This is a genomic window from Chitinophaga lutea (genome assembly GCF_003813775.1).
Lineage (GTDB): Bacteria > Bacteroidota > Bacteroidia > Chitinophagales > Chitinophagaceae > Chitinophaga > Chitinophaga lutea.
Genome location: NZ_RPDH01000002.1, coordinates 1612138 through 1637517, shown reverse-complemented (window position 1 = coordinate 1637517; position 25380 = coordinate 1612138). Strand labels below are relative to the sequence as shown.

Sequence of the window (25380 nt, the reverse complement as noted above, 5' to 3'; positions counted from 1 at the left end):
TTTTTTCATTTTTACCTGTCAGAAGCCCCTCGCATGGCAGATTCCGCAACTGTCAGGGAACGCCTTCCGGAAGTATTTTTTTAAAAGTCCCTGTAAAACAGTAGATTTGCGGCCATTTTCCTAAGCGTACAATGATCAGTAGAAGAAACATCCGGGTAAAAGTTATGCAAACACTGTATGCCATGGACACCATGGAGCAGGGCACCGTGAAACCGGGCACTGCCACGAGTTTGCTGAATGAGAAATTGGACCAGACCAGTCAGATTTTCACGTATCTGCTCTACACGATCGCACGTGTGGCCCAGTACGCCGAAACAGATGCACAGGCGAGGGCTTCCAAACACCTGCCCAGCGCGGAGGATCTGGCGGTTAATACCAAAATTGCCGGCAACGACTTTGTTTTCCAGGTGCTGGGCGACAAAGGGTTCCAGGTCAACCTGGAGACGTGGAAGCTGCGCCGCCTGGAAGATGTGGAACTGACCCGGAAGCTGTACAACCAGCTGGCAGACAGCGAAATATATAAAAAATACATCGCCGAGCCCTCCCGCGAAAAAGCCTCCGAAAAGCAGATTATCGAATATATCTACAAGGACATCCTGGAAAAGAACGAATTGTTCCGCCAGCATATGGAAGACAGCTTCCTGCACTGGGGCGACGACGAGGAGATGATGGGCATCCTGGTAGGTAACTACCTCTCTAAACCGCAGCTGTTCAACTTCTTACAGCTGATCAGCAGGGAAAAACTGGAATATGCGAGGGACCTGCTCAGCACCGCCATCAATAAAAAGGACTATTGCCTGGAGCTGATCAAACCCAAACTGCAGAACTGGGACCCCGAGCGGATCGCGGCGGTAGACATGCTGCTGATGGAAATGGGCGTGTGCGAATTCCTGTATTTCCCCACCATCCCCACCAAAGTGACCATCAACGAATACATCGACCTGGCCAAAGCTTACAGCACCCCCCAGAGCGGGCAGTTCGTGAACGGCATACTCGATAACATCCTGAAGGACCTGCAGCAGGCCAACCTGGTGCAGAAAGTAGACCGAACCAAGAAATAAAGCAGTTTTCAGTATGAAACTATTTTTATATCCCATCCTCGCTGCCGGCCTGCTCATGGCGGCCTGTAACGGCGGAGGCGGCAAAAAGCCGGCTGCGGCCGCCACCGATGCGAACGACACTACCAAAGTGGCCCGCATGACCTTCGAAAAACAAACACACGATTTCGGGAACGTAACGCAGGGCGAAGTGGTGGAATACTCCTTTAAATTCACCAACACCGGCAATAAAGACCTGCTTATCCAGAAAGCGGAAGCCAGCTGCGGCTGCACCGTGCCGGAGTGGCCCAAAGAGCCCATCAAACCCGGCGAAAGCGGCTACATGAAGGTGAAATTCGACAGCCATGGCCGGCCGGAAGGCTATACCGAAAAGGAATTGTTCATCCAGGCCAATACCAATCCTCCCCTGGTGACCGGTCCCAGAATTCAATGCGTGATCGTTGCCAAGAAATAGTAACTTTACAAGCTTCAAATCAACAAACTACATACGATGTACAACTTATTAAATGTTTTATTGATGACACCGCAGGCTGGCGGTGGTCAGGGCGGTTTCGGCGGAATGGGCTCCCTGCTGTTCTTCGGCGGTATGATCCTGGTAATGTGGCTGTTCATGATTCGCCCCCAGACTAAAAAAGCCAAACTGCAGAAACAGTTTATCGACAACCTCAAAGAAGGGGATAAAGTGGTGACCATCGCGGGTATCCACGGTAAAGTAAAGAAAATCAACGATAACAATACTTTGCAACTGGAAGTAAGCGCCGGTACCTATATCACCATCGAACGCTCCGCCGTTAGCATGGAATATACCAGTGCCGTGAACAAGGCCGCTGAAACCAAATAACAGCCTCCACTTTTTTTAAAAGAGGCGCTCCGCATCTGCCGGAGCGCCTCTTTTTGTTATATGTACCCACAAATATGTTTGTTTTATACCGGAAAACCATTCACTGTAGCGGATATAGCCCTTCTATTGCCCCGGAAACCCTTACCTGCAGGGAGCATGGTAGGTGTTCAACGAAGCTTCAACGAAGGACCAACGAACCTCCAACGAAGGATGAAAACATCGGGGAAGGTTCGTTCAACATAAAGGGAAGCTTCGTTGAACCTTCGTTGAAGTGAGTTGTTTCATTATCCTGAGCGTTCATGTGCCCCTGTTCCACCGGGAGGCAAATACAGGTGTAGCTAAACCCGACCCATATATGAAGGAACTTCGTGTATCGATACCGGTTTTATTTTTTATATTTAGTTTTTACTCCATTAGACATGCGCATTATCGGCATAACAGGCGGAATCGGCTCCGGTAAAACCACGGTAGCCAAATTATTCGCATTGCTTGGCATCCCCGTTTATTCGGCAGACGATGCCGCGAAGGAAATCATGGTCAAAGACCCCCTGCTCGTGCAGCAGATCAAGGACCATTTTGGCCGGGAGGCCTATTTCGACGACGGCACCCTCAACCGTTCCTTTCTTTCCAACATCGTTTTCAACGACAAAGACCAGCTGGCTGCGCTCAACGAGCTCGTGCACCCCGCAACCATCCGGGACTCCGAAGAGTGGGCCCGCCGGCAGCAGGCGCCTTATGTGATCAAGGAAGCGGCGCTGATGTTTGAAACGGAATCGTTCCATCATGTAGACAAGGTGATTATGGTGTACGCCCCGCAGGCCCTGCGCATCCACCGGGTGATGCAGCGCGACGGCGTGGACCGGAACGCGGTGCTGGCAAGGATGCACAAACAGATCGACGAGAAGATCAAATTGAAGCTCGCCGATTATGTGGTGTATAACGATGAACAGCAGATGGTGATACCCCAGGTGCTTTCGCTGCACAAACAATTCCTGGCTTTTTCCTGAATGGATAGGGCATAATAAAAAAGGCCGGTGCAACCACCGGCCCTTTCGTTATTTTAACTGAGTTTCCCCAGCCATTCTTTCATTCTTTTCATGCCTTCCTCTATCCGCGGCATGCCGGTGGCATACGATATGCGGATACATTCCGGCTGGCGGAAAGCCGCGCCGGATACCACGGTTACGTTGGCCTTGTGCAGCAGGAACATGCAGAGATCGTCCGCATTATTGATTTTCTCGCCTTCGTACGATTTCCCGAAAAACGCGCTGACGTTCGGGAACATATAAAAAGCACCGTCTGGTTCGTTCACCTGCAGGCCGGGAATGCCTTTGAGCGCCTGGAAAATAAACGCGCGGCGCTCGCGGAAGGCGGCCACCATCTCGCGGGCGGTGTCGAGCTCGCCGCGCAGGGCCGTGATGGCGCAGCGTTGGGTGATGGAGCAGGTGGCGGAGGTGAACTGGCTCTGCACCATGTCCGCCGCTTTGGCGATCTCCAGCGGGGCGGCCATGTAGCCAAGGCGCCAGCCGGTCATGGCAAAACCCTTGCTCAGGCCGTTGATGATCACCGTCCTGTTTTTGAGCGTGCCGATGGTGGCAATGCTGGTATGTTCGCCTACGTAATTGATGTATTCATAAATCTCGTCGGAAATGATGAAGATCTGCGGGTGTTTTTCGAATACGGCTGCCAGCGCTTCCAGTTCTTCTTTCGAATACACGGAGCCGGTAGGGTTGCAGGGAGATGAAAACATGAACAGTTTCGTTTTCGGCGTGATGGCCGCTTCGAGCTGCTCCGGTGTGATTTTGTAATCGTTCTCGATGCCGCAGGTCACGAATTTTACTTCGCCCTGGCAGAGTTTCACCAACTCCGAATAAGTTACCCAATAGGGGGTAGGGATAATGACTTCGTCGCCGGGATTGACGATGCTCAGCACGGCGTTGGCAATGCTTTGTTTGGCGCCGGTGGAGACCACGATTTCGTCGGGGCTGTATTCCAGCCCGTTGTCCCTTTTCAGCTTATAGGCCACGGCCTGCTTCAGGTCGAGGTACCCGGCTACCGGGGTATAATGCGTATACCCTTCATCTATGGCTTTTTTGGCGGCCTCGCGGATGTGCGCGGGCGTATCGAAATCCGGTTCACCGATGCTGAGGTCTACGATGTCTATTCCCTGTGCTTTCAGCTCCCGGCTGAGTTTTGCCATCCTGATGGTTTGCGGTACGGATATCCGCGTTAATCTGTCTGCTAATTGCATGCTCAATAGGTTTTTTTTGGATTGACCGGGGCAAACCTACTGCAAAAAGTTGGATAAAATAAAATGTCCCGGCGCCTTTGACGGGCCGGGACATTCAAAAATATTCTCGTGTCTGGAAATTAGTGGGAGAATGTTTTGATAGCGGGCTTTCTGTTGCCGGTATCGCCCTGTGTGCCTGCATATACCACGGTGTACACACCGCCGGCGACAGCCAGGGAAACGTTGCTTATTTTCGCCAGTTCGGTGCCTGCGGCATTCTTCACGGTGATGCTCACTTCGTTCGGATCGATCTGGGTGAAGCTGTTGTAACTACCGCTCAGGAAGTCTTCATACATCCGGCTGGAGCTGAGTTTGGTTTCGCCGATATAGAAATCAACGGGCTCGGAGCCTTCCACCATGTTAAAGAAACGCACGTGCGCTTTGGAGGTGGAGTTGTTGGAAAAATCTTCGCGGAAGTGATAGGTTTCAACACCGGAGGTTTGTGAACCGTAAATGAAGGTGGAAAAATACCGGAGCGTATCGAGGGTGGTGTTGTAGCTGCTCAGGAGGGTATCGGAGCCCAGTCTTTTAAAATCGAACTTCGCGGGGCCCGGTTTCAGGCGGCCGGCGCGTACGGTACCGAATTCCATGCCTTCACCGCCCAGCAGATCGGCATTGTTCTGAAAAACGCTGATCTTATAAGTAGGGGTGGCCAGGTTGGCGAAAAACGCATACGTAAACGCTTCAGGCGCCGGGTTGTTGTTGTTTTTCAGACAGGAAGAAAGACCGGTTACAACTGCTACGGCCATCAATACTGCGAGAATTCGGTTCTTTTTTGCTAGGATCATGCTCTCTTGTTTTATGAATTTAAATATTGGTTTACGGTTGTTGTTCTTTTTCATAAGTCACTTTGTAACGTTGCAAATCCGGTTTATGTTTCCTGGCCCGCTGCAGCTCCGCCTCGTAAATCAGCCATCCCAGTTCTTTCAGGAAAGGCTTGCCTGCGGTTTCAAAGTCGTATTTATTGTCGCCGATGATGCCGTCAGAGTTGGCGTACAAGGTTGCCGAGAGCATAAACTCCACCCCGTTGGCAAAATCCGCAAAATAGGCTACGTCCGTCAAAAAGCCATATGCCCAGCCCGGTTTGTTGAAAATGCGTAACCCCGCGGGCAGTGCCGTTGCCGCATCTGCCCCGCCCATCAGGTATTTCACGTAATTCCGGTGGAATTCTGCGGTATCGTATACCGGGAAGGTGGTTTCCGTTGGCAGCTGCGACATGTACCGGTATAAAAACCGGTAGTCATCCTCCTTTAAACGAAATGACTGCCCGGATGTTACACTTTCCGGAAAAATTATACTCCTGAGTATCTGGTGGAGGTCTTTGAGTAACAGCCGGTTTTTGACGGAGAAGTCGAACGGCGCCCGCACAAGCTGATTACCGGCGTAATGGGCGCGGCCCACGGAATCGTGCCGGGGCGGAAATTCGAGGCGGCTGACCTGTTCCGGCTGGCTGTAAACAACCGTACCGTTCCTCATGAATTTCACGGGGTTGGTGCGGCGGTTGGCTTCCTGTGGGAGGGCCACATCCAGGCGGTGGCGGATTTGGGAGGAAGGGTAGCCCTTTTCCCAGAGCCCGCGGTTGAATTCCTCCTGTCCCAGCAGTTCGTACAGCCGGTTAAAGGCGTCGTTATCACTGACCAGAAAGATTTTTTTAATGTAATGCGCCACGGAAGGCTCGAGGTTTTCCGCGCTGCTGTCGGCCGTTACCGCCGCCGAAATACCTGACAGGCTGTCGGTATGGAGGGGCGTATTTTTGTCGATGCCCAGCCGGTTGAGCTTTTCCAGTGCCAGCAGGGCCGCCGGCATTTTGACGGTAGAGGCGGGGTAGAAGTACTCCGCGGGCAGATCGCGGTAATAATAATCCGTGAAAACCGGTCGGTTACGGGCATCCCGGTCTATCTGCGTATAGATGATCTGCAGCCGGTAAGCCTCCGGATCAGCCATTACCGGCCCCAGCCGGGCTGCATTGGCCTGCAGCAGCGAATCGAGCCGGCCGTTGTTTTTTTTGTGCATGGCAGCAGAATTAATCGTCCGGGAAGTTTGGCAGTTCGCAAAAAAAACCAATATTGCAGCTGCCAATAAACAGCGTTGCACCATAGGGGGTAAATTTTTAAGGCCAAAATCCTGCTCAAAACCAAGTACATATTGGATTTGTAGCTGTTTTAAACCGGGCTTTAATATATCAATTTAAATTCTATCTTTGCAACTCTTAAAAAATTTATATTCATAATCCGTAAAGAAAATGCAACTAAAAGGACTGGTTAGATTTTTTGCTGTCGCACTAATCCTTATCTCTTTGTATCAATTGTCCTTCACGTTTGTGGTGCAGAACTATGAGAAAAAGACTAAGAGCCAGGCAGAAGATTTTGTGGCCAAACAATATCCCTCTGCCGAACAGAAGTATCCCGGTAACAAAGAGTTACAATCTTATTACAGGGACACGCTGAATTCCCTGGTCAAAGAGAGAATGGAATCCGTGCTCGACAGCACCAGCGGCAAGCAGATTTTTGGATTTCCCTGGTTTACCACCTACACCAAAGCAAAAGAAAAACAGCTGAACCTGGGCCTCGACCTCCAGGGCGGTATGAACGTGGTGCTGGAGGTAAGCGTGGAAGATGTGGTGCGGAGCCTTTCCGGCCAGTCCAAAGATCCGGCATTCAACAAAGCCATCGAGAAAGCGAGAGAGCGCAAGAAAAACAGCCAGTCTGATTTTGTGACCCTTTTCGGAGAGGCCTATAAAGAAGAGGCCCCCACCGGCAAACTGTCTTCCATTTTCGCCAGCGCCGCCCAGAAGCAGATCACTTTCAACAGCACCAACGACCAGGTGCTGACGATCATCCGCAACGAAGCGAAAGCAGCGATCAGGAATACCTATAAAGTACTGCAGAACCGTATCGACAAGTTCGGCGTAGCATCTCCCTCCATCAACCTCGACGAGAACCGCGGCATCATTTCCGTGGAACTGGCCGGTGTGGACGATGCCGAGCGTGTTCGTAAATACCTGCAGGCCAGCGCGAACCTCGAGTTCCGCGAAACCTACAAAAGCAGCGAAGAGTTTTATGTAACGGTGCTGCAGCCCATGAACGAAGCCATCAAAGCTTCCCAGGGCAACGCGCCTAAAGTGGATACCACCGCTAAAAAAGCCGATTCCACCGCTACCGCCGCCGCGGCGCCTGCATCCGCAGATTCTACGGCCAGCCTGAACAGCCTGCTGGCGAAAGATTCCGGCAAAGGTACACTGGCAGGCGCCGGTGATTCCGCCAAACTGCTGGAAGCACAGGCCGCCAAAGAAAACCCGCTGTTCACCATCTTCATGCCGAACGCCACCCAACAGGGCATCGTACCCAGCTCCACGCTCGGTTACATGGCCCCCAGGGATACCGCCACTTTCCGGAAATACCTGGAAACACCGGCTGTGAAAGCAGTGATCCCGAAAGACCTCGTGTTCGTATACGGCCCGTCCAACAAAGAAGACCGCAACCAGCCCCTGCAGGTATACGGTATCAAAGTGAACCCGGCCAACCCGAAAGCTAAAATCACCGGTGAAAGGGTGATCAGGGCGAAAGCCGACTTCGGCCAGGACAACCAGGTGGAAGTTTCCATGAGCATGGACCCCACCGGTACCCGCGACTGGAGGAACCTCACCCGCGCGCTGAAACCCACCAATCCGCAGGATCCCCGCACGTTCAACTACGTAGCCATCGTGCTGGACAACGTGGTGTACACCGCGCCTTCCATCAACACCGAAATCCCGAACGGCAACTCTTCCATCAGCGGTAACTTCACCACGGAAGAAGCCGATGACCTGGCGAACATCCTGATGAGCGGCAGAATGCCTGCCCCCGCCAAGATCGTACAGGAACAGGTGGTAGGCCCCACGCTCGGTCAGGAATCGATCGAAGCAGGCGCCAAATCATTCATCATTTCCTTTGTCGTGATCTTCATCCTGATGCTGGTGTACTTCAACACCGGCGGTTGGGTAGCCAATATCGCACTTATCCTCAACCTGCTGTTTACCGTAGGTATCCTCGCTTCGCTGGGCGCCACGCTCACCATGCCTGGTATCGCCGGTCTGGTGCTTACCATCGGTATGGCTGTGGATACGAACGTAATCATCTTTGAAAGGATCAAGGATGAGCTGAGCCGTGGTAAAACTTACCAGCAGGCCGTGGAAGACGGTTATAAACGGTCTTACGCACCTGTACTGGACGGTCACATCACCTCCCTGCTCACCGCCTGCATCCTGTTCTACTTCGGCCTCGGCCCCGTACTGGGCTTCGCCACCACGCAGATCATCGGTCTGTTGCTGTCCCTGTTCTGCGGTATCCTCGTATCCCGTATGATCACCGACTGGTGGACCGGCAAAAAAAGGCACCTGGAGTATTTCACCCCCCTCAGCCGCCGTATTTTCAAACATGCCAAATACGATTTCGTGGGCATGCGCAAATACACTTACATCATCTCCGCGATCGTGCTGGTACTCGGTATCGGTTCTTTCTTCAACGGATTTGACCGCGGCGTGGACTTCAGCGGCGGCCGCAGCTACACCGTGCGTTTCGACAAAGCGGTGAACCGCACTGCCGTGCACGAAGCGCTGAACAAAGAGTTCGAATCGGAAACCTTTGTAAAGACCATCGGCGAAAACAACCAGCTGAACATCACCACTTCTTACAAAGTGGAAGAAAATACAGACGAAGCATCCGCAGAAGTACTGGGTAAACTGTACAACAGCCTGAAACCTTACTACGATGGGAGTATCGACCAGCAGACGTTCGTCAGCAAATACCTGGTGGGTTCCCAGACAGTAGCACCCACTATCTCCGACGACCTTCGCCAGGGTGCGGTGAAAGCCACCATCCTGTCCCTGCTGGTGGTGTTCCTGTACATCCTGCTGCGATTCAACAAATGGCAGTACTCCATCGGTACCATCGTATCGCTGCTGCACGACGTACTGGTAACATTGATCGTGTTCTCGTTCTGCCGCAACTGGGTGCCTTTTGCGCTGGAAATCGACCAGCACTTCATTGCGGCCATCCTCACCGTGATCGGTTTCTCGATGAACGATACCGTGATCGTGTTCGACAGGATCCGTGAGAACTTCCGCCTGACCAAAGGCGGGGATACCAAAACAGTGATCAACCGTGCGATCAACGAAACGCTGAGCCGTACGATCATGACCTCTGTAACGGTGTTCCTCACCATCCTCATCCTCTTCATCTTCGGCGGTGAAGTAACCCGCGGCTTTGCCTTCGCAATGCTGATCGGCGTGCTCACCGGTGCATACTCTTCCATCTTCGTAGCGGCCCCCATCCTGGTAGACTTCGACCGGAAGAATACGCTCTCCCAGGAGAAAGAAGCCGTAAAAATCGAAAAGGCGCCGCCGTTAGTGGGTGGTAAATAAACCTTTCGTTCAGCATATTGAAAACGGCCGTCTCATATAGACGGCCGTTTTTTATTTGCATCAGCCATGTATGCTGGCGAAAGAGTTTTTTTGACATGGACGTCACGGATTCAGCCGGGGTATCAGCATAGTACTGAGCTGATTGTTAATCTGGCCTGGCAGAGAGCATGATCAAGCTATTTATCCCCAATAGCCGCAAGGAGTAGCCTGCCGGGGGAAACCGGTTCTCCTGTGGAAACGGTAAAAGGAATACGTCGCGGGAAAACCTGTCAGGGTAGCGCAAAAAAAAGCCCCTCCGTACCGGAGAGGCTTTCGGAAAAGATTTTCAATCTGTTTACACCGCGAAAGACGTACCGCAGCCGCAGCTGGATGATGCGTTGGGGTTGGAGAAAGTAAACCCGCGGGCGTTCAGTCCCTGCGCAAAATCCACTTCCATGCCCAGCAGATACATGCCGTGCGCTTTTTTCATTACTACCGGGATGCCTTCGATCTCGTACACCTCATCGTCTTCCATTCTGGCATCGAAACCGAGGATGTAAGACAGTCCGGAGCAACCGCCGCCCTTTACGCCGATGCGGAGGTACTGTGAGTGGTCAAAACCTTCTTCGGAACGGAGGCGTTGCAGCTCCTGGATGGCGCCGGTGGTCAATTTTATAGGAGATTGTGTGATTGTTTCCATGCTTTAAACGTTTATATCCGTACAAAAATACGAAAAAATCACGGATGGATGTTGCCACAACCATATGGCAGGGGAGATATGAAATTTAATGGGCATACTTCAAAAATGTATGTAATTTGTTACTTATATGCGCAGAATACTAGGCCTCGTATTGGCGGCCGGCTTTGCTCAACAGGCAGGCGCCCAGCAGTTCGGCGGGAATCCGCCCTCCCTCAGATGGCAGCAGATAAATACAGACACGGTGCGTGTTATTTTCCCCCGTGGCATGGAGGCCTACGGCAGGCGGGTAGCCGATATCACCGGGTACGTGAGCCGTTACCACCGCGCCACCATCGGGCCGTTGCAGCGCAAGGTGAACATCGTGCTGCAGAACCAGACGCTGCAGTCGAACGGCTACGTGCAGCTGGGGCCTTTCCGTTCCGAGTTCTTCATGACGCCGCCGCCCTCCAGCAACGACGTGGGTTCCCTGAACTGGGCCGACCAGCTGGCGCTCCATGAATACCGGCATGTGCTGCAAAACAGCAATTTCCGCAAAGGCATCAGCAAGGTGGTGTTTTACCTCTCCGGTGAACTGGGGCAGGCCGCCGCCACGAATATCGCCGTTCCCAACTGGTTCTGGGAGGGAGATGCCGTGGTGACGGAAACGGCGTTGAGCAACCAGGGCAGGGGGCGTTTGCCGGCCTTTTTTAACGGCTTCAGGGCCCTGCAACTGGCCGGGAGGCCATACACCTACATGCAACTCAGAAACGGCTCCTATCGCCGTTATATGCCCGATCATTACGCTACGGGTTACCTTATGACCAGTTATGGCCGCCTGCAATACGGGCCGCAGTTCTGGAACGGGGTCACCGACGATGCCGTGCGCTACCGGCGGGTGTTTTATCCTTTCTCCCAAAGCCTGAAGCACCGCACGGGTAAAAATGCCGCGGGTTTCTTCAGGGCGGCGCTCGGCAGTTATGCGCAGCATTGGCCCGCCGCAACTGAACAGGCGGCGGATACGCTTACGCCCGTGGGGAAGCACTACACCGACTACAAATACGTGTACGCTGCGGGTAATGGCCGCCTCATCGTATCGAAAAGCTCATTCAAAGCCATCCCGGCTTTCTACGAAATAGGCCCCGACGGGAAAGAATCGCGGATTACCGCACCCGGCCTGGGTTTCGATGACTATTTCAGCTACCGGAACGGTCAGCTGCTCTGGACGGAAAGCCGCTATAGCCCGCGCTGGGGCTGGAAGGATTATTCGATCGTGAAAATCCACGACCGGGCGTCCGGCCAAACCCGCAGCCTGCGGCACGAGCGCCGCTGTTTTTCGCCCGACCTTTCCGCCGACGGGCGCAAAGTAGCGGTGGTGGCGGTTACGCCCGAACAGGCGTACCGGGTGGAAATACTTGATGCACAATCGGGCGCCGTCCTGCAAAGCCTGCCGAACCCGGAAAACTGGTATTATACCTATCCGAAATTCGCGGCGGGCGACCGGCTGATGATCAGCGCGGTGCGCGATAAAGCGGGCCGGATGGGCCTCATCAGCCAGTCGGTCGAAACCGGGGAATCGAAAGTGCTGGTGCCTTTCGGCGTGCCCACCATCGGCATCGCCAGCGTGGAAGGCAACGCGGTTTATTTCACGGCTGCTTTCGGTGACGCGGACAACGTGTACCGCGTTACCCTCGACGACAACACCCTTCAGCAGGTCACCCGCCGCCCCAACGGCGTGCAGCATATGGCGGTGACGGATGGGGGCATCATTTACAGTGAGTTTACGGCTTCCGGTCATAAATTATTAAAAAGCCCGCTGCAGCCCGTGGCGTCGCAACCCCGCCACAGCGCCTGGTTACGGCCCGATTTCGGGGAAGGGGGAGATATTCTCGATAAAGTGCCGGCCCGCGACTACGAGGTGCGGAAATACCCGAAAGCGCATCGCCTGTTTAATTTCCACAGCTGGCTTCCCCGCATCGACGATCCGGATTACGGGCTGTACCTCTACGGCGAAAACGTGCTGGGAACGCTGCAGACCGCTGTGGGCGCGTCGTACAACATCAACGAAAACAGCCCGGAAGTGGGCGCGAGCGTGCTGTATGGCGCCTGGTTCCCATATCTGCGCGCGGGCGTGGATTACCGGATGCAGCGCAAACTGCGGGTGAACGATACCATCAGCCTGGAATGGAATGAGCTCGACTGGTACGCCGGTTTCTCCGTTCCCCTGAATTTCACGGCCGGTAAATATTTCCGGTCCGTCAGCCTGGGCGCCAATTTCCATCATCTTACCCGCGCCCGTACGGCCAGTTCCAAATACCGCTTCCGGGATGATAACATCCAATACGTGGATGCCGCCTTTACGTTCAGCAACCAGCGGATAAGGGCGGTGCAGAATATCTATTCGCACTTCGCGCAATCGCTCGTGCTGCGGTATAATAAAACGGTAAACAATGTGCCGGGCGAACAGTTTACCGGCCGGTTAGACCTTTACCTGCCGGGCTTTTCAGCAAATCACAGCCTGGTGCTGCAGGGCGCCTACCAGCAGCGCGATACCATGCTGCGGTATGCGTTCACCGATCATTTCGTTTATGCAAGAGGGTATGAAAAACCTTTCTACGAGCACATCTACAAGGCAGGCGCCAACTATCATTTTCCCATCTGTTACCCCGACTGGGGTTTCGCCAACCTCCTGTACTTCATGCGGCTGAGAGGCAATGTGTTTTACGATCACAGCGTGGCGTACAACTTTAGGAGCCGTAAAGATGTTACTTATGCATCGGCGGGAGGGGAACTGTTTTTTGATACCAAACTGGGGAACGTGTTGCCCTTCAGTTTCGGCGTGCGGTACAGTCGCCTGTTCGATACCGATCCGGTCGATCCTGCGCGGAGCAACCGTTTTGAGGTGATCGTGCCGTTGCAACAATTATTCGCTTATTAAACTACCTGTAATGAAACCAGTGAGCAACAAGCCGCCGTTTTACATCAAACTCAGTCATACGCTGTTGAGCCTGGTGCTGATCGTGGTGATACTCCGTACTACGAAAGACATCCTGGCGCCGGTAGCCTTCGGTTTTATATTCTCGATCCTGCTGCTGCCGGTAGCACAGGGGCTTGAAAAGCTGCGCCTGTCGCGGGGCCTGGCGGCCACGCTCTCGGTGGTACTGTTTATCCTCTGCATGTTCGGGTTGATCTATTTTATTTCCTGGCAAACCTCGTCGTTCCTCACCGACCTGCCTTCGTTGGAAAAGCGGCTGATGCTGCAGGCCAACAATCTCACCCTGTGGATAGATGAAAAGTTCAAGATCGATTCAGACCAGCAGATGGCCTGGATCAACGAAACGGCGGCCAAGAGCATCAGCACGGTGTCGCAGTTCGTGGTGAACGCCGTGTCGTCCGTCTCTTCCATTCTCATATTCCTTGTATTCATCCCGCTGTACACGTTTTTCCTGCTGTACTACCGCCGGCTGCTGGTGCGGTTCCTGCTGCGCCTTTTCCGCCGCGAGGATGCGGAAGAAGTGCATGAAGTGATCGCGCATGGACGGTCGGTGATCAAAAGTTATGTGGTGGGCTTGTTTATCGAAATGCTGGTGGTGGCCGTGCTGAATATCACGGCGCTGTTGTTGCTGGGTGTGCAGTACGCCATCCTTTTGGGTACGCTGGGCGCGATTTTTAATATCATTCCTTATCTCGGCATGGTGATGACGATCATCATCGTACTGATGGTGACGCTTACTACCGGTACGCCTGCGCTGGCCTTCTGGGCGGCCGTGTCGCTGTTCGGGATTCACCTGGTAGACGCCAATGTGCTGCTGCCGCGGATCGTAGGCTCGAAAGTATCCATCAACGCGATGATCACGCTGCTCGGCGTGTTTGTCGGCAGCATGATTTGGGGCATTGCCGGCATGTTCATTTCCATTCCGGCCATGGCGCTGCTGAAAATCATCTTCGACCGCATACCGAATATGAAACCCTGGGGAATACTGATGGGCTCGGGGGAATAATTACCGCACGATGATCTTTAATTCCGGCGCACGATAAAGTTTGTCGCCGGTGTAACGGATGACGATGTTGTTGAAAAACAGCACATCGCCCTTTTCCAGCGCTTCCGTGAGGCGCTTTACCCATACGGGGGTGAGGCGGTCGGATTTAAACGAATCGCCGGTAAGATCGGTGGCGATGGTCACTTCCTGGGTGGTATCGTTAACGTAGGGCTCTTTCTTTTCGTAAGTAAAATCAAAGGAAACGACGGGGAATTTGTTTTTCTGATGGTCTCTCACCACCAGTCCGGAATCCAGTATTTTCAACAGTTCCGGGCGGGGAATGGAGTCGCTGAGGAAGATGTGCCAGGAAGTGGTGAAACGCAACGGTTTTTTCTCCGCTGCCTGCTGTTTGGCCGGCGCGGATTTTCTCGCGGGTTTGTTTTGTGCAAACGCGGTGGTGGCGCAACCGAGCAACAGGGCGATATATAAGAGTTTTTTGGTCATAGGCGAAAAAAAGATCGTCCGGTTATTGAACGCCGGACGATCTTTAAAATTATAAAGTTTTCAAACTTTCTTCGATGGCCTGTATTTTGGCGAGGCAGTCGGATTGTTTGCGGCGCTCCGCTTCCACGATCTCGGGTTTGGCATTCTGCACAAAACGTTCGTTCGCCAGTTTGTTTTCCACTGATTTCAGGAACCCTTTCTGGTATTCCAGGTCTTTCAGCAGCTGTTCTTTCTGGGCGGCCGTATCCACTTCCCGTTCCGTTACGAGGTAGAACTTGTCTTTCTGTACTACCAGCGCAATGGCGCCGTTCACGGCTTCTTTCGTGTATGCAACGGCGTTGGCATTCACCTGTTTGGCGATGATGCTCTCGATCCGGTGGAAGGCATTCTCGTGGCGGGTTTCGATATGCAGGCCGACGGTGTCTTTCGGTTTGACCTGGTTTTTGTTGCGGGCATCGCGGATGCTGCTGATCACTTCTTTGGCCAGCGCGCCTTCTACGAGAATGGCGTGGTGGGCAGGCGCGGGAGCGGGGAACTGGCGTATCACCAGGTCGTCGCCGGCCTCACGGTCGCGCAGCAGGTGGTACAGTTCTTCCGTAACGAACGGCATGAAGGGGTGCAGCAGCTGCACGAGACGCTCGTAGAAACCGATGGTCTTTTCATATACCCCGGCGTCGATAGGTTGTTCGAAGCCCGGTTTGATCCATTCGAGGTACCAGCTGCAGAAATCGTCCCAGATGAGGCTATAGATGGCTTTGAGGGCCTCGCTCAAACGGAAGTCCTTAAACAGTTTTTCCACCTCGGCATGCACTTCGTTGAGCCTGTTTTCGAACCACTCTACCGCGAATTCCGGCACGGGAGCGCCGGTGTTTTCAACAGGCGTCCACATTTTCACCAGCTTCAGCGCGTTCCACATCTTGTTGTTGAAGTTGCGGCCCTGCTCACAGCTGGCTTCGTCGAACAGCAGGTCGTTGCCGGCGGGCGAAGAAATCATGATGCCGAAACGCACGGCATCGGCGCCGAAACGTTCGATCAGCTCCAGCAGATCGGGCGAGTTGCCCAGCTGCTTGCTCATCTTGCGGCCCAGCTTGTCGCGCACCATGCCGGTGAAATATACGTCGCTGAAAGGTTTTACATGTTTGTATTCCAGGCCGGCCATGATCATACGGGCCACCCAGAAGAAAATGATATCCTGCCCCGTTACCAGTACGGAAGTGGGGTAGTAGTAGTTGATGTCTTCGTTATCGGGCCGGCTGATGCCATGGAACACTTCCACGGGCCAGAGCCAGGAAGAGAACCAGGTATCAAGGCAGTCATCGTCCTGGCGGAGGGATGTCCGCGTCACGCCGAACTGCTGCTCGTAAAGCGCCAGCGCTTCTTCGTGCGTGGCGGCTACTACGAACTGGCCGTTATCGTCGTACCAGGCGGGGATTTGCTGGCCCCACCAGAGCTGGCGGGAAATACACCAGTCTTTCACGTTCTCCATCCAGTATTTATAGGTGGCCATAAAACGGTCGCCGGGATGGATTTTTACGTCGCCGTTCACCACCGCGTCCAGTGCAGGTTGCGCGAGGTCGGCCATTTTTACGAACCACTGCGTGGAAATGCGCGGTTCCACCACCGTGTCGGGGTTACGTTGGCTGTAACCGAGGCGGGTGGCGTATTCCTGCTCTTTTACCAGCAGGCCCTGCTCCTGGAGCGCGGCCACTACTTTTTTCCTGGCGCGGAAGCGGTCTTCGCCCACGAACACCACGGCTGCGGCGCTGAGGGTACCGTCTTCGTTGAGGGTATCCACCACTTCCAGGTTGTGTTTGAGACCGAGGTTGTAGTCGTTGATATCGTGCGCCGGCGTCACTTTGAGGGCACCGGTACCGAATTCCTTATCTACATAGCTGTCGAAGATCACGGGTACTTTGCGGTTCACCAGCGGCACCACGGCGAAGTGGCCTTTCAGGTGGGCATACCGCTCATCGTCCGGGTTCACGCAGATCGCCGTATCGCCCATGATGGTTTCGGGGCGCTGGGTGGCGATGGTGATGAACTCCCCGGTGGCTTCGCCGGCGGCGTTGACCACGGCGTATTTCACATGATAGAGTTTGCCGTTGAGCTCTTTGTATTCCACCTCCTCGTCGCTGAGCGCGGTTTTGGCTTTGGGATCCCAGTTGATCATACGGGCGCCGCGGTAGATGAGGCCCTTGTTGTAGAGGTCCACAAATACTTTGATCACCGCTTTATAATAATGGTCGTCCATGGTGAAATTCACCCGGTCCCAGTCTACGGAGCAGCCCAGTTTTTTGATCTGGTGATAGATGATGCCGCCGTATTTGTCTTTCCACTCATGGGCGTAGCGCAGGAATTCTTCCCGGCTGAGCTGGCTTTTTTCTATTCCTTTTTCTTCTTTGAGCATATTCACCACCTTGGTTTCGGTGGCGATGGAAGCATGGTCGGAGCCGGGCACCCAGCAGGCGTTGAAGCCGCTCATGCGGGCGTGGCGGACGAGGATATCCTGCACCGTTTCGTTCAGGGTGTGGCCCATATGGAGCACGCCGGTGACGTTAGGCGGGGGAATGACGATGGTGAAGGGAGGCCGCTCGTCGGGAACGGAGCGGAAATATTGCTGGTCGAGCCAATATTTGTACCATTTGTCTTCTGCCGTGGCAGGAATATAATTCTTCGAAAGTTCCATGCTGTTTTAATATATGCTATTTCTTTACAGGATTGCAAAAATATTGATTCTGGGCTGCATTTCGAAAAATCGGGGAAAACACGGCAGGAATGAGTGAAAAGCGGCTTTTATTAATCCAGAACTTCCAATGGTTAATCCGCCGGGAACAGGCAGAAGGGCCGATACTAGTTTTGCCGCGTCATCAACTATAACCTCAAAATGCAAGTCACTACCATGAAACTTTCGAACATTATTTGCCTGGGTATTTTATCGGCCTGTCTGATCGTGACAGGCTGCAGGAAAGAAGGGCCTGCCGGCCCGCAGGGCAATCCCGGCGAAACGGGCGCGCCAGGACCGGGCGGTGCGCAGGGGCCCGGTGGTCCGGCCGGCCCCGCGGGGGCAACCGGCGCTACCGGTGCACAGGGACCGCAGGGGCCACAAGGTCCTGTAGGCGCCACTGGCCCGCAGGGTGTGCAGGGCGCGCCGGGAAATGCCAACGTGGTGCAGTATACGTACGGCTCAGTGAGCTTCAGCGGCGAGACTGACTATTTGATCACCGGGCTTTCAAAAGGCAAGGCGGATTCCAGCATCGTACTCGCGTACTTTAACGCCAGCACGGAAATTCCCAGCGCCTGGCGCCTGGTGCCCGGCCCCGGCCCGATGAGCGCGTACGAAACAAACGGGGTGTTCTATCAACCCGGCCCCACCTGGCCATACTACTATCGTGTGAGGGTGATGAAGCCGGACAACTCTGCGCTGTATCCCCAGCCGGTGACCTGGCCAAGGTTCCGGATATTCATCGTGCCTGCGTCTTCAATTCTCCCGGGAGGGAAACACGCCGGCGGGCCCGATGTGAACGATTATGAAGCGGTGCGGAAATATTACGGCTTCAGCGAATAACGGTTCTCCGGTTGCTTGCCGGCCGGTGAACAGCAACAACAAAGCGGTCGCATCCGAGGATGAGCGACCGCTTTGTTGTTGTGACGAGTCATGCATCCGGTTATGACATCGTGCGGATAACCTCCACTGTTTTGTCCACCATGGCGGGCGTAATGCCGAGATGTGTCACCATCCGTACCTGCGTAGGTGAAATGGCCATCACCGCGATGCCTTCTTTGGCGAGATAGTCCCGGAAAGTGACCGGGCTCCAGGGCGCCAGCACTTCAAAAATGAGGATGTTCGTTTCCACGGGCAGCATGTGGCCGGTGAATTCCCGCTCCAACAGTACGTGGGCGATGCGTTTGGCGTGGGCGTGGTCTTCCGCGAGCCGGTCTACATGATGTTCCAGCGCATACAGCCCTGTGGCGGCCATATAACCGGCCTGGCGCAGGCCTCCGCCGAGTTTTTTGCGCACGCGGCGCGCTTCGCGGATGAAGGCTTTGCTGCCGAGCAGTATGGAGCCCATGGGGCAGCCCAGCCCTTTATTCAGGCATACGGAAATACTGTCGAATACTTCGCCGAATTGGCGGGCGGTCTGTTCCGTGGCCAGGAGCGCGTTGAACAGCCGGGCGCCGTCGAGGTGCAGTTTGAGCTGATGGCTGTTGCAGACTTCGCGGATTTTCAGGATTTCTTCGAAGTCGTAACAGCAGCCGCCGCCGCGGTTGGCGGTGTTTTCCAGGCACACCAGGGAGGTGCGGGCTTTGTGCACATCGTCCGGGTTGATGGCAGCTTCCACGGCCGCTGCGGTGATCATGCCGCGGTCGCCTTCCAGCGGGCGCACCTGTGCGCCGGCGTTGAAAGCGATGCCGCCGCCTTCATAGATGTATACGTGGGCGAGGGAACTGCAGATCACTTCATCGCCGGGCTGCGTATGCACTTTGATGGCGATCTGGTTGCTCATTGTGCCGGAAGGGCAGTAAAGTGCTGCCTCCATGCCAAAAAGCGCTGACATGATGGCTTCCAGTTTGTTCACTGAGGGATCTTCCCCAAAAACATCGTCTCCCGTTTCTGCCTGCAGCATGGCTTCCAGCATGGCCTGCGTGGGTTTCGTAAAAGTGTCGCTTCTGTAATCCATTAAATAATTTGCAATAAGGAGTGAGATAAATTAGAGAAGTTTTTAATCTGAATATGATTATTTTTCAATTGTTAAAATTTAGATAAAGCACCGGAAATACTGACGAAAACGCTATAATAATCCGTTTATATGGAGTACTTTGTTTGATAAGACAGGCATCGAGATTGTCTTAAAACAATGCGCACCCATTGATAGTGAACGAGTAACGCGCGTCTTGCCCCGGTGGCTGTAACCCAATCTTTAACCGTATCCGGATATTTGGAAGAGTGGGGGATTAGCACGATCTTTGCAGGCTATTTCGCAACCGTGTAAGATATACCATTTAAATGTTACAACAAAATTATCTTTCGGCTGTTAATATATTCGTAAACCAATACTTTTAAAATATGAGGCAACTTAAAATTGCCACCCAGATCACCAATCGTGATTCGCAGGCGGTAGAAAAATACCTGCAGGAAATCTCGAAGATCCCTTTGTTAACTCCAGAGGAAGAGACCATTCTGGCACAGCGCATCAAAATGGGCGACCAGCGGGCTCTCGAAAGATTAACTACAGGAAACCTTCGTTTCGTTGTTTCCGTGGCCAAACAATATCAGCACCAGGGCTTAAGCCTCAGCGACCTCATCAATGAGGGCAATTTAGGGTTGATCAAGGCTGCACAGCGTTTCGACGAAACCAAAGGTTTTAAATTCATCTCTTACGCAGTATGGTGGATTCGCCAGTCCATTTTACAGGCGTTGGCAGAGCAGGGCCGTCTGGTTCGCCTGCCGCAAAACAAAATTGGCACTTATAATAAAGCGAATAAAGCTTACATGGCATTTGAACAGGAGAACGAGCGGGAACCTTCTACCGAGGAACTGGCCGAAATCCTGGAAATGTCCGAATCGGAAATCAACAACATTTTCCAGAGCAATACCCGCCACATGTCCCTCGATGCACCCGTGCACGAAGCGGAAGATGTTGCCATGGGGGATCTGCTGGAAGGCGGCGATGTGACCGACGACGATGTCATGCAGGACTCCCTTCGTGAAGAGATCCGCCGCGTGCTCAAGTCCCTGAGCCCCCGTGAAGCGGAAATCGTGAACGCGTACTTTGGTCTGGATGGTGAAAACGGCGCAACAATTGAACAAATAGGACAGAAATACGATTTGACGAAGGAACGTATCCGCCAAATCAAGGAAAGAGCCATTAAACGGCTGCAGAAGGCCCGCTACAGCGGTGCACTGAAATCCTATCTGGGATAATTGGTTTAAATTTTAATTCTTTCGAATCTGGGATAGAAGCATCCCGCCCTATGAATCTGGGCGGGATGCTTTTTTTATGCCTATAGGCTGCGTTTATACGCATATAGATGCCTTTCATCATACCCGATTCGAATTTCTCCTCTCAACCCTTTATTTTTGCAATCCTATGCAAAAGGCATACTTTCCGCTGTTGATGGTTGTACTGGCCTGCACAGCGTGTGAAAAAGAAATAACGGTCGATCTGCAAAGCAAGGAAGACCGCCTGGTGGTGGAAGGGATTATTGAAGACGGGCGGTTTCCGATGGTCACCATCAGCCGCAGCCTCAATTACTTCTCCAAAATCACACCGGCGCAACTGCTGGAGTCGTTCGTACATGATGCGGTGGTCACCGTATCTAACGGCGTGCGTACCCACCAGCTGAGGGAGTACAGAACAGATACCACCAACGGCATCGCCCTGTATTTCTATTCCGCAGATACCGCGCAGTTTCATACGGCTTTTACAGGACAACCGGGCAACAGCTACACGCTCAAAATCGAAGTGGAAGGAAAAACGCTGCACGCCGTCACCACCATCCCCGAGCCCAAGCTCAGGCTGGATTCGATGTGGTGGATGGATTCGGGGAACAGCAGCACCGAAAAAGCCAGGGTACTGGTGAAAGTGACGGACCCGCCGGAGAGGGGGAATTATGTACGTTATTTCACCTCGCGCAACGGCGACCGGTTTTTACCCGGCCTGAACTCGGTGTTCGACGATCACATCGTCAACGGTACTACCTTCGACGTGCCGCTGGATGCGGGTGTCGACAAAAACCAGAAAATCGACTTCGACACTTACGGATACTTTAAAAAGGGCGACACCGTCACCCTCAAATTCTGTAACGTGGATCATAACACCTACGATTTCTGGCGCACGGCCGATTTCGCCTTTACGGCCACCGGCAATCCCTTCGCCACGCCCACCCGGACACAGGGGAACGTGCAGGGCGCATTGGGATACTGGGGCGGGTACAGCGTAACATACAAGACCATTACTATACCAAAATAATCAAAATCAAAACCAACAACAGTCAACAACAGCATGGAAAACAACACAACACCCGAACATGTTCACGTATTGATCATCGGTTCGGGCCCCGCAGGATACACAGCAGCCATATACGCAGCCCGTGCCAACCTGAAACCCGTTCTATACCAGGGCATCCAGCCCGGCGGTCAACTGACCATCACTACAGAAGTTGAAAACTATCCCGGTTATCCCGAAGGTATTCAGGGCCCGGAAATGATGGTGGATTTCGAAAAGCAGGCTAGCCGCATGGGCGCGGACATCCGTTACGGGATGGCCACTAAAGTGGACTTTTCTTCCCAACCTTATACAGTAGAAATCGACGAAGAAAAAACAATCACCGCGGACGCGATCATCATTGCCACCGGGGCTTCCGCCAAATGGCTGGGCCTGCCCTCGGAGCAGCGTCTCAACGGCAGCGGCGTATCTGCCTGCGCGGTGTGCGACGGCTTTTTCTTCCGAGGCAAAGAAGCAGCGATCGTAGGTGCGGGCGATACCGCCGCCGAAGAAGCGCTGTACCTCTCCAAAATATGCTCCAACGTGCATATGCTGGTGCGCCGCCACGAAATGAGAGCGTCCAAGGTAATGCAGGACCGTGTGCTGAAAACATCCAACATCATGGTGTACTGGAATACCGAAACGCTGGAAGTAACCGGTGAAAACAAGGTGGACGGGGTCCGTATCCTGAATACCCAAACCAAAGAGGAAAAAGTGATCCCCGTGAGCGCTTTCTTCGTGGCCATCGGCCACCAGCCGAACTCCGGCATCTTTGCCGGCCAGCTGGACATGGATGAGCAGGGATACATCAAAACTATCCCCGGCACCACCAAAACCAGCGTGGAAGGCGTATTCGCCTGCGGCGACGTGCAGGACAAAAACTACCGTCAGGCTGTAACGGCCGCGGGCAGCGGTTGTATGGCCGCACTGGATGCTGAAAGATACCTTTCCGCGAAAGGTCATTAATATCATTTTTGCAAACCGGTCGCGAAGGGCGCAGCAGCGCCGATGTGGCCGGTTTGTTTTATTCAGGCAATCCGTTTATTATGCTGCATATCGCACTGGAAGGCGTTAAGTTTTATGCCTATCATGGTTTTTACAAAGAAGAACAGGTGATCGGCAACCACTTCATCCTGGATATCAAAGTAAGCATCCACGAGCCGGAGCACCCCTCGCAGCTCACCGAATCCGTAAACTACGAAGGCCTGTACGCCATCGCCGAAAAGGTGATGCAAACGCCGCAGGCACTACTGGAACAGGTGGTGCACGATATCACGGTCGCCATCAAACAACAATACCCCGGCGTGCAGACCTCCTCTGTAGCGCTCCGCAAACAGTCGCCCCCCTTCGGCGGCGACGTGGCTTTCTCGGCCGTGACCCTCGAAAAACAATATGTGATGTAAAAGAATATGACTTATTTTTGGATACCCATATAATTCATCCCATGCTTAAGAAAGCCATCATACTCTTTTTCGCCTGCTGGGCTTCTCTTTGCGCGCAGGCACAGTCGATTGAAGAAATCATTGCACAGGCGCAGCAGCTGGACAAACAGATGAAAGAAGGCGAGGCGCTCGAAAAATACAGGGAAGCCGTGCAGGTGTCGCCCGGTCATGTACTGGCCTTTACCCAGGCAAGTCTGCTGGCCGGCAGGGAAGGGGCGCGTCAGAAAGACAAAGCAGCCAAACAGGAATTTTACAACAACGCCAAGGTATATGCTTACGAAGCGCTGAAGGTGGAACCGGAAAACGCCGAAGCCAACTATGCCATGGCCATGGCGCTGAACCGCATCGGGCAGATTTCGGGGGCGAAGGAAAAAGTAGCGGCGGCCAAGGAAGTTAAAAAGTATGCGGACCTCGCGCTCAAATTCAAACCGGATTACGCGGAAGCCTGGCATCTCATCGGCCGCTGGAACTTTGACCTGTACAACCTAAGCACGATTGAAAAAGCGGCGGCCAAAGTATTGTTCGGCGGCGTACCGCCCGGCACCATGGAAGAGGCCATTGCCGCGTATGAGAAATGCCTCAAGCTGAAACCTGCCTTTGTGGTGAATTATTACGACCTCGCACTGGCCTACCGTCAGAACAACCAGGAAACACTGGCGATGGAGGTACTGAACAAAGGCCTGCGGATGCGCCCCATTTACCAGGACGACCCCGGTTACAAAGCGGAGATGAAAAAGATGCTGGAAGCGATGCAGTAGGCCCGGCTGGTCGGTTAATTGTTCCGGCAGTAGTAAAACAGTGCGACATCACGGCTGGGGTTGCACAGTTCCAAAAATATCTCCCTCCGTTAATTCAACACCTTTCCTTTCCAGCGGCCGCTTCTGAGGTACCAGAAGGCCAATCCTCCCATGACGATCCAATACACGAATTCGGCGCCCCAGGCCCAATGCAGCGGGCTGCGCCAGCGTTCCACCACCACCACGCAATAAACGAGGTAAATGCTTACTGCCGTTACTTCTATCATCAAATTCACACGTGTATTGCCGGTGCCTGTTACACCATTAAATATGATGGCGGTCACGGACGATAGCAGGGTAACGGCCGTGCATACACGGATGGAAGGGATAGCCGCCGTAATCAGAGAGGCGTCTGCCGTGTAAACCCGCAGCAGCTGGTACGGCAGCAGGTTGATCAGCAGACTCACCACAGCTGCGCACAGGAATGCAAAAACGGCGATTTTTCGGACGATTTTCAGCACATCGCCTTCCCGCTGCTGGCCGATGAGGTTGCTCACCATCGTGTTACAGGTGGCGGCCAGCGCCCAGGTGAAGATGCCGAACAGCCCGAACACGCTGCGCATCATATTCGACACGGCGAGCGGCCTTTGGCCGAGATGTTCGATAAATATAAAAAACACCAGCCAGCTGCCGATGCCAAAGAGAAACTGGATGATCAGCGGGGCCGCAATGGTGAGAATGTTGCGCATGGCGGCGAAGTCGGGTTTCAGGCGGGCGAACAGCTGGTATTTGAACTGGAACTTCAGCGCAAACAGGATGCTGTATGCCGCGAGGAAACCCACGCCCTCCGCGATGATGGAGGCTACGGCGGCGCCGTTGAGGCCCATGGCCGGCAGGCCCATTTTACCGAAGATGAGCCCGTAATCGAGCACTATGTTGGTGATTTCCTGGAAAAGGGAAGTGATGGCCAGCAGCTTCGTGTTGCCCGTTCCTATATAAAAGGCGTTGCAGAGGCCCATCAGCATGAGAAAGGGAAGGCCCCATATGCGGATGCGGATGAACGAAACCGCCGCCTCCCTGATCTGTGGGTCGTGCAGGCTGCCGCCGAAAAAAAGCGGGGCCAGCGTATAAGTGATGGCAATGGCGAAAAAAGAAAAAAACAGCGCCAGCAGGAAACCATTGAAAAAATACCGTCCCATCCCTGCGTAGTTGAGCTCGCCCGCCCGGCGCGCAAACAGTACCTGCAGGCCGTTGTTGAGTCCGTAAGCAATCATATGCATCACGAGGTAATAAATCCCCGCAATGCCGTTGACGGCAAAGGGGAACTCTCCCAGGTGGCCCAGGAAAGCGGCATTGGTCATATGATTGATCTGCGGCAGTACCAGCGAAAGACTGATGGGAGCGGCGATGGCGATGACCTGTTTGTTGGTAAGACTGACCTGCATACAGAAAGGTGCGCAAAAATACGAAAATACCCCGTCCCCCC

21 protein-coding genes are annotated in these 25380 nt (G+C 53.7%); 13 read left to right on the top strand and 8 right to left on the bottom strand.

The features are described from left to right. The first annotated feature begins 164 nt into the window (after positions 1 to 164). From nusB to coaE, 4 genes are all read left to right on the top strand, one after another. On the top strand, positions 165 to 1061 hold the full coding sequence (gene nusB, locus EGT74_RS18810; RefSeq protein WP_246008250.1) for a transcription antitermination factor NusB: 897 nt from the start codon (positions 165 to 167) through the stop codon (positions 1059 to 1061). Positions 1062 to 1074: 13 nt separating this feature from the next. Continuing rightward, positions 1075 to 1512, top strand: a complete 438-nt coding sequence (locus tag EGT74_RS18805; protein ID WP_123848110.1) for a DUF1573 domain-containing protein — start codon at positions 1075 to 1077, stop codon at positions 1510 to 1512. A 63-nt stretch (positions 1513 to 1575) separates the two neighbouring features. After that, complete coding sequence (gene yajC / locus EGT74_RS18800) at positions 1576 to 1899, top strand: preprotein translocase subunit YajC (protein WP_246008249.1); 324 nt, start codon at positions 1576 to 1578, stop codon at positions 1897 to 1899. Positions 1900 to 2318: 419 nt separating this feature from the next. Next, positions 2319 to 2906: a dephospho-CoA kinase gene (gene coaE / locus EGT74_RS18795; RefSeq protein ID WP_123848108.1), complete on the top strand. Its 588-nt coding sequence runs from the start codon at positions 2319 to 2321 to the stop codon at positions 2904 to 2906. A 53-nt stretch (positions 2907 to 2959) separates the two neighbouring features. Here coaE and EGT74_RS18790 read toward each other — a convergent pair whose 3' ends face one another. The 3 genes from EGT74_RS18790 to EGT74_RS18780 form a co-directional block, all read right to left on the bottom strand. Beyond that, entirely contained in the window at positions 2960 to 4150 is a 1191-nt protein-coding gene (locus EGT74_RS18790; RefSeq protein ID WP_123848107.1) for a pyridoxal phosphate-dependent aminotransferase, read from the bottom strand. A 119-nt stretch (positions 4151 to 4269) separates the two neighbouring features. Next, complete coding sequence (locus EGT74_RS18785) at positions 4270 to 4977, bottom strand: DUF4397 domain-containing protein (protein WP_123848106.1); 708 nt, start codon at positions 4975 to 4977, stop codon at positions 4270 to 4272. A 31-nt stretch (positions 4978 to 5008) separates the two neighbouring features. Further along, positions 5009 to 6202: a serine hydrolase gene (locus tag EGT74_RS18780; protein WP_123848105.1), complete on the bottom strand. Its 1194-nt coding sequence runs from the start codon at positions 6200 to 6202 to the stop codon at positions 5009 to 5011. Between the two features lie 229 nt (positions 6203 to 6431). On the opposite strand from EGT74_RS18780, the gene secDF reads away from it, so the two are divergent. Beyond that, complete coding sequence (gene secDF, locus EGT74_RS18775) at positions 6432 to 9590, top strand: protein translocase subunit SecDF (protein WP_123848104.1); 3159 nt, start codon at positions 6432 to 6434, stop codon at positions 9588 to 9590. A 334-nt stretch (positions 9591 to 9924) separates the two neighbouring features. Here secDF and EGT74_RS18770 read toward each other — a convergent pair whose 3' ends face one another. After that, a complete protein-coding gene (locus tag EGT74_RS18770; protein ID WP_123848103.1) occupies positions 9925 to 10269 on the bottom strand; it encodes a HesB/IscA family protein in 345 nt (114 codons plus the stop codon). 127 nt (positions 10270 to 10396) lie between these two features. Between EGT74_RS18770 and EGT74_RS18765 the strand changes: the two genes are divergently transcribed. Continuing rightward, positions 10397 to 13183: a TolB-like translocation protein gene (locus tag EGT74_RS18765; RefSeq protein WP_123848102.1), complete on the top strand. Its 2787-nt coding sequence runs from the start codon at positions 10397 to 10399 to the stop codon at positions 13181 to 13183. 10 nt (positions 13184 to 13193) lie between these two features. Further along, a complete protein-coding gene (locus tag EGT74_RS18760; protein ID WP_123848101.1) occupies positions 13194 to 14246 on the top strand; it encodes an AI-2E family transporter in 1053 nt (350 codons plus the stop codon). Here the strand turns inward: EGT74_RS18760 and EGT74_RS18755 are convergent, their stop codons facing one another. Together EGT74_RS18755 and EGT74_RS18750 are read right to left on the bottom strand one after the other, a co-directional pair. After that, on the bottom strand, positions 14247 to 14729 hold the full coding sequence (locus EGT74_RS18755) for a hypothetical protein (protein WP_123848100.1): 483 nt from the start codon (positions 14727 to 14729) through the stop codon (positions 14247 to 14249). Between the two features lie 49 nt (positions 14730 to 14778). Beyond that, a complete protein-coding gene (locus tag EGT74_RS18750; RefSeq protein ID WP_123848099.1) occupies positions 14779 to 17415 on the bottom strand; it encodes a valine--tRNA ligase in 2637 nt (878 codons plus the stop codon). A 213-nt stretch (positions 17416 to 17628) separates the two neighbouring features. Here EGT74_RS18750 and EGT74_RS18745 point away from each other — a divergent pair, with 213 nt between their 5' ends. Further along, positions 17629 to 18294, top strand: a complete 666-nt coding sequence (locus tag EGT74_RS18745; protein WP_123848098.1) for a hypothetical protein — start codon at positions 17629 to 17631, stop codon at positions 18292 to 18294. Between the two features lie 100 nt (positions 18295 to 18394). Here EGT74_RS18745 and EGT74_RS18740 read toward each other — a convergent pair whose 3' ends face one another. Further along, on the bottom strand, positions 18395 to 19408 hold the full coding sequence (locus EGT74_RS18740) for a threonine aldolase family protein (RefSeq protein WP_123848097.1): 1014 nt from the start codon (positions 19406 to 19408) through the stop codon (positions 18395 to 18397). Positions 19409 to 19794: 386 nt separating this feature from the next. Here EGT74_RS18740 and EGT74_RS18735 point away from each other — a divergent pair, with 386 nt between their 5' ends. The 5 genes from EGT74_RS18735 to EGT74_RS18715 all read left to right on the top strand — a co-directional run bounded on the left by EGT74_RS18735 (position 19795) and on the right by EGT74_RS18715 (position 23915). After that, positions 19795 to 20652 carry a sigma-70 family RNA polymerase sigma factor gene (locus EGT74_RS18735; RefSeq protein WP_109698810.1) on the top strand — a complete coding sequence of 286 codons (858 nt, stop codon included), beginning with the start codon at positions 19795 to 19797 and terminating at the stop codon, positions 20650 to 20652. A gap of 166 nt (positions 20653 to 20818) precedes the next feature. Then, positions 20819 to 21700 carry a DUF4249 domain-containing protein gene (locus tag EGT74_RS18730; protein WP_158618221.1) on the top strand — a complete coding sequence of 294 codons (882 nt, stop codon included), beginning with the start codon at positions 20819 to 20821 and terminating at the stop codon, positions 21698 to 21700. A gap of 33 nt (positions 21701 to 21733) precedes the next feature. Beyond that, positions 21734 to 22681, top strand: coding sequence for a thioredoxin-disulfide reductase (trxB, locus tag EGT74_RS18725; protein WP_123848095.1), 948 nt, complete (start codon positions 21734 to 21736; stop codon positions 22679 to 22681). A gap of 8 nt (positions 22682 to 22689) precedes the next feature. After that, positions 22690 to 23118 (top strand): dihydroneopterin aldolase, encoded by a 429-nt coding sequence (gene folB, locus EGT74_RS18720; RefSeq protein ID WP_123848094.1) that lies wholly within the window; start codon positions 22690 to 22692, stop codon positions 23116 to 23118. A gap of 41 nt (positions 23119 to 23159) precedes the next feature. Beyond that, positions 23160 to 23915: a tetratricopeptide repeat protein gene (locus EGT74_RS18715; protein ID WP_123848093.1), complete on the top strand. Its 756-nt coding sequence runs from the start codon at positions 23160 to 23162 to the stop codon at positions 23913 to 23915. A gap of 89 nt (positions 23916 to 24004) precedes the next feature. Here EGT74_RS18715 and EGT74_RS18710 read toward each other — a convergent pair whose 3' ends face one another. Then, positions 24005 to 25339 (bottom strand): MATE family efflux transporter, encoded by a 1335-nt coding sequence (locus tag EGT74_RS18710; protein WP_123848092.1) that lies wholly within the window; start codon positions 25337 to 25339, stop codon positions 24005 to 24007. Between the last annotated feature and the right edge of the window lie 41 nt (positions 25340 to 25380).

What these genes read in the sequence shown, in the direction of transcription:
- EGT74_RS18805 (WP_123848110.1), top strand. Translation starts at nt 1,075, where the DNA reads ATGAAACTATTTTTATATCCCATCCTCGCTGCCGGCCTGCTCATGGCG.
- EGT74_RS18780 (WP_123848105.1), bottom strand. Translation starts at nt 6,202, where the DNA reads ATGCACAAAAAAAACAACGGCCGGCTCGATTCGCTGCTGCAGGCCAAT.
- coaE (WP_123848108.1), top strand. Translation starts at nt 2,319, where the DNA reads ATGCGCATTATCGGCATAACAGGCGGAATCGGCTCCGGTAAAACCACG.
- EGT74_RS18755 (WP_123848100.1), bottom strand. Translation starts at nt 14,729, where the DNA reads ATGACCAAAAAACTCTTATATATCGCCCTGTTGCTCGGTTGCGCCACC.
- EGT74_RS18730 (WP_158618221.1), top strand. Translation starts at nt 20,819, where the DNA reads ATGCAAAAGGCATACTTTCCGCTGTTGATGGTTGTACTGGCCTGCACA.
- secDF (WP_123848104.1), top strand. Translation starts at nt 6,432, where the DNA reads ATGCAACTAAAAGGACTGGTTAGATTTTTTGCTGTCGCACTAATCCTT.
- EGT74_RS18710 (WP_123848092.1), bottom strand. Translation starts at nt 25,339, where the DNA reads ATGCAGGTCAGTCTTACCAACAAACAGGTCATCGCCATCGCCGCTCCC.
- EGT74_RS18740 (WP_123848097.1), bottom strand. Translation starts at nt 19,408, where the DNA reads ATGGATTACAGAAGCGACACTTTTACGAAACCCACGCAGGCCATGCTG.
- EGT74_RS18715 (WP_123848093.1), top strand. Translation starts at nt 23,160, where the DNA reads ATGCTTAAGAAAGCCATCATACTCTTTTTCGCCTGCTGGGCTTCTCTT.
- yajC (WP_246008249.1), top strand. Translation starts at nt 1,576, where the DNA reads ATGACACCGCAGGCTGGCGGTGGTCAGGGCGGTTTCGGCGGAATGGGC.
- EGT74_RS18760 (WP_123848101.1), top strand. Translation starts at nt 13,194, where the DNA reads ATGAAACCAGTGAGCAACAAGCCGCCGTTTTACATCAAACTCAGTCAT.
- EGT74_RS18790 (WP_123848107.1), bottom strand. Translation starts at nt 4,150, where the DNA reads ATGCAATTAGCAGACAGATTAACGCGGATATCCGTACCGCAAACCATC.
- EGT74_RS18765 (WP_123848102.1), top strand. Translation starts at nt 10,397, where the DNA reads ATGCGCAGAATACTAGGCCTCGTATTGGCGGCCGGCTTTGCTCAACAG.
- EGT74_RS18735 (WP_109698810.1), top strand. Translation starts at nt 19,795, where the DNA reads ATGAGGCAACTTAAAATTGCCACCCAGATCACCAATCGTGATTCGCAG.
- EGT74_RS18745 (WP_123848098.1), top strand. Translation starts at nt 17,629, where the DNA reads ATGAAACTTTCGAACATTATTTGCCTGGGTATTTTATCGGCCTGTCTG.
- EGT74_RS18785 (WP_123848106.1), bottom strand. Translation starts at nt 4,977, where the DNA reads ATGATCCTAGCAAAAAAGAACCGAATTCTCGCAGTATTGATGGCCGTA.
- nusB (WP_246008250.1), top strand. Translation starts at nt 165, where the DNA reads ATGCAAACACTGTATGCCATGGACACCATGGAGCAGGGCACCGTGAAA.
- EGT74_RS18750 (WP_123848099.1), bottom strand. Translation starts at nt 17,415, where the DNA reads ATGGAACTTTCGAAGAATTATATTCCTGCCACGGCAGAAGACAAATGG.
- EGT74_RS18770 (WP_123848103.1), bottom strand. Translation starts at nt 10,269, where the DNA reads ATGGAAACAATCACACAATCTCCTATAAAATTGACCACCGGCGCCATC.
- trxB (WP_123848095.1), top strand. Translation starts at nt 21,734, where the DNA reads ATGGAAAACAACACAACACCCGAACATGTTCACGTATTGATCATCGGT.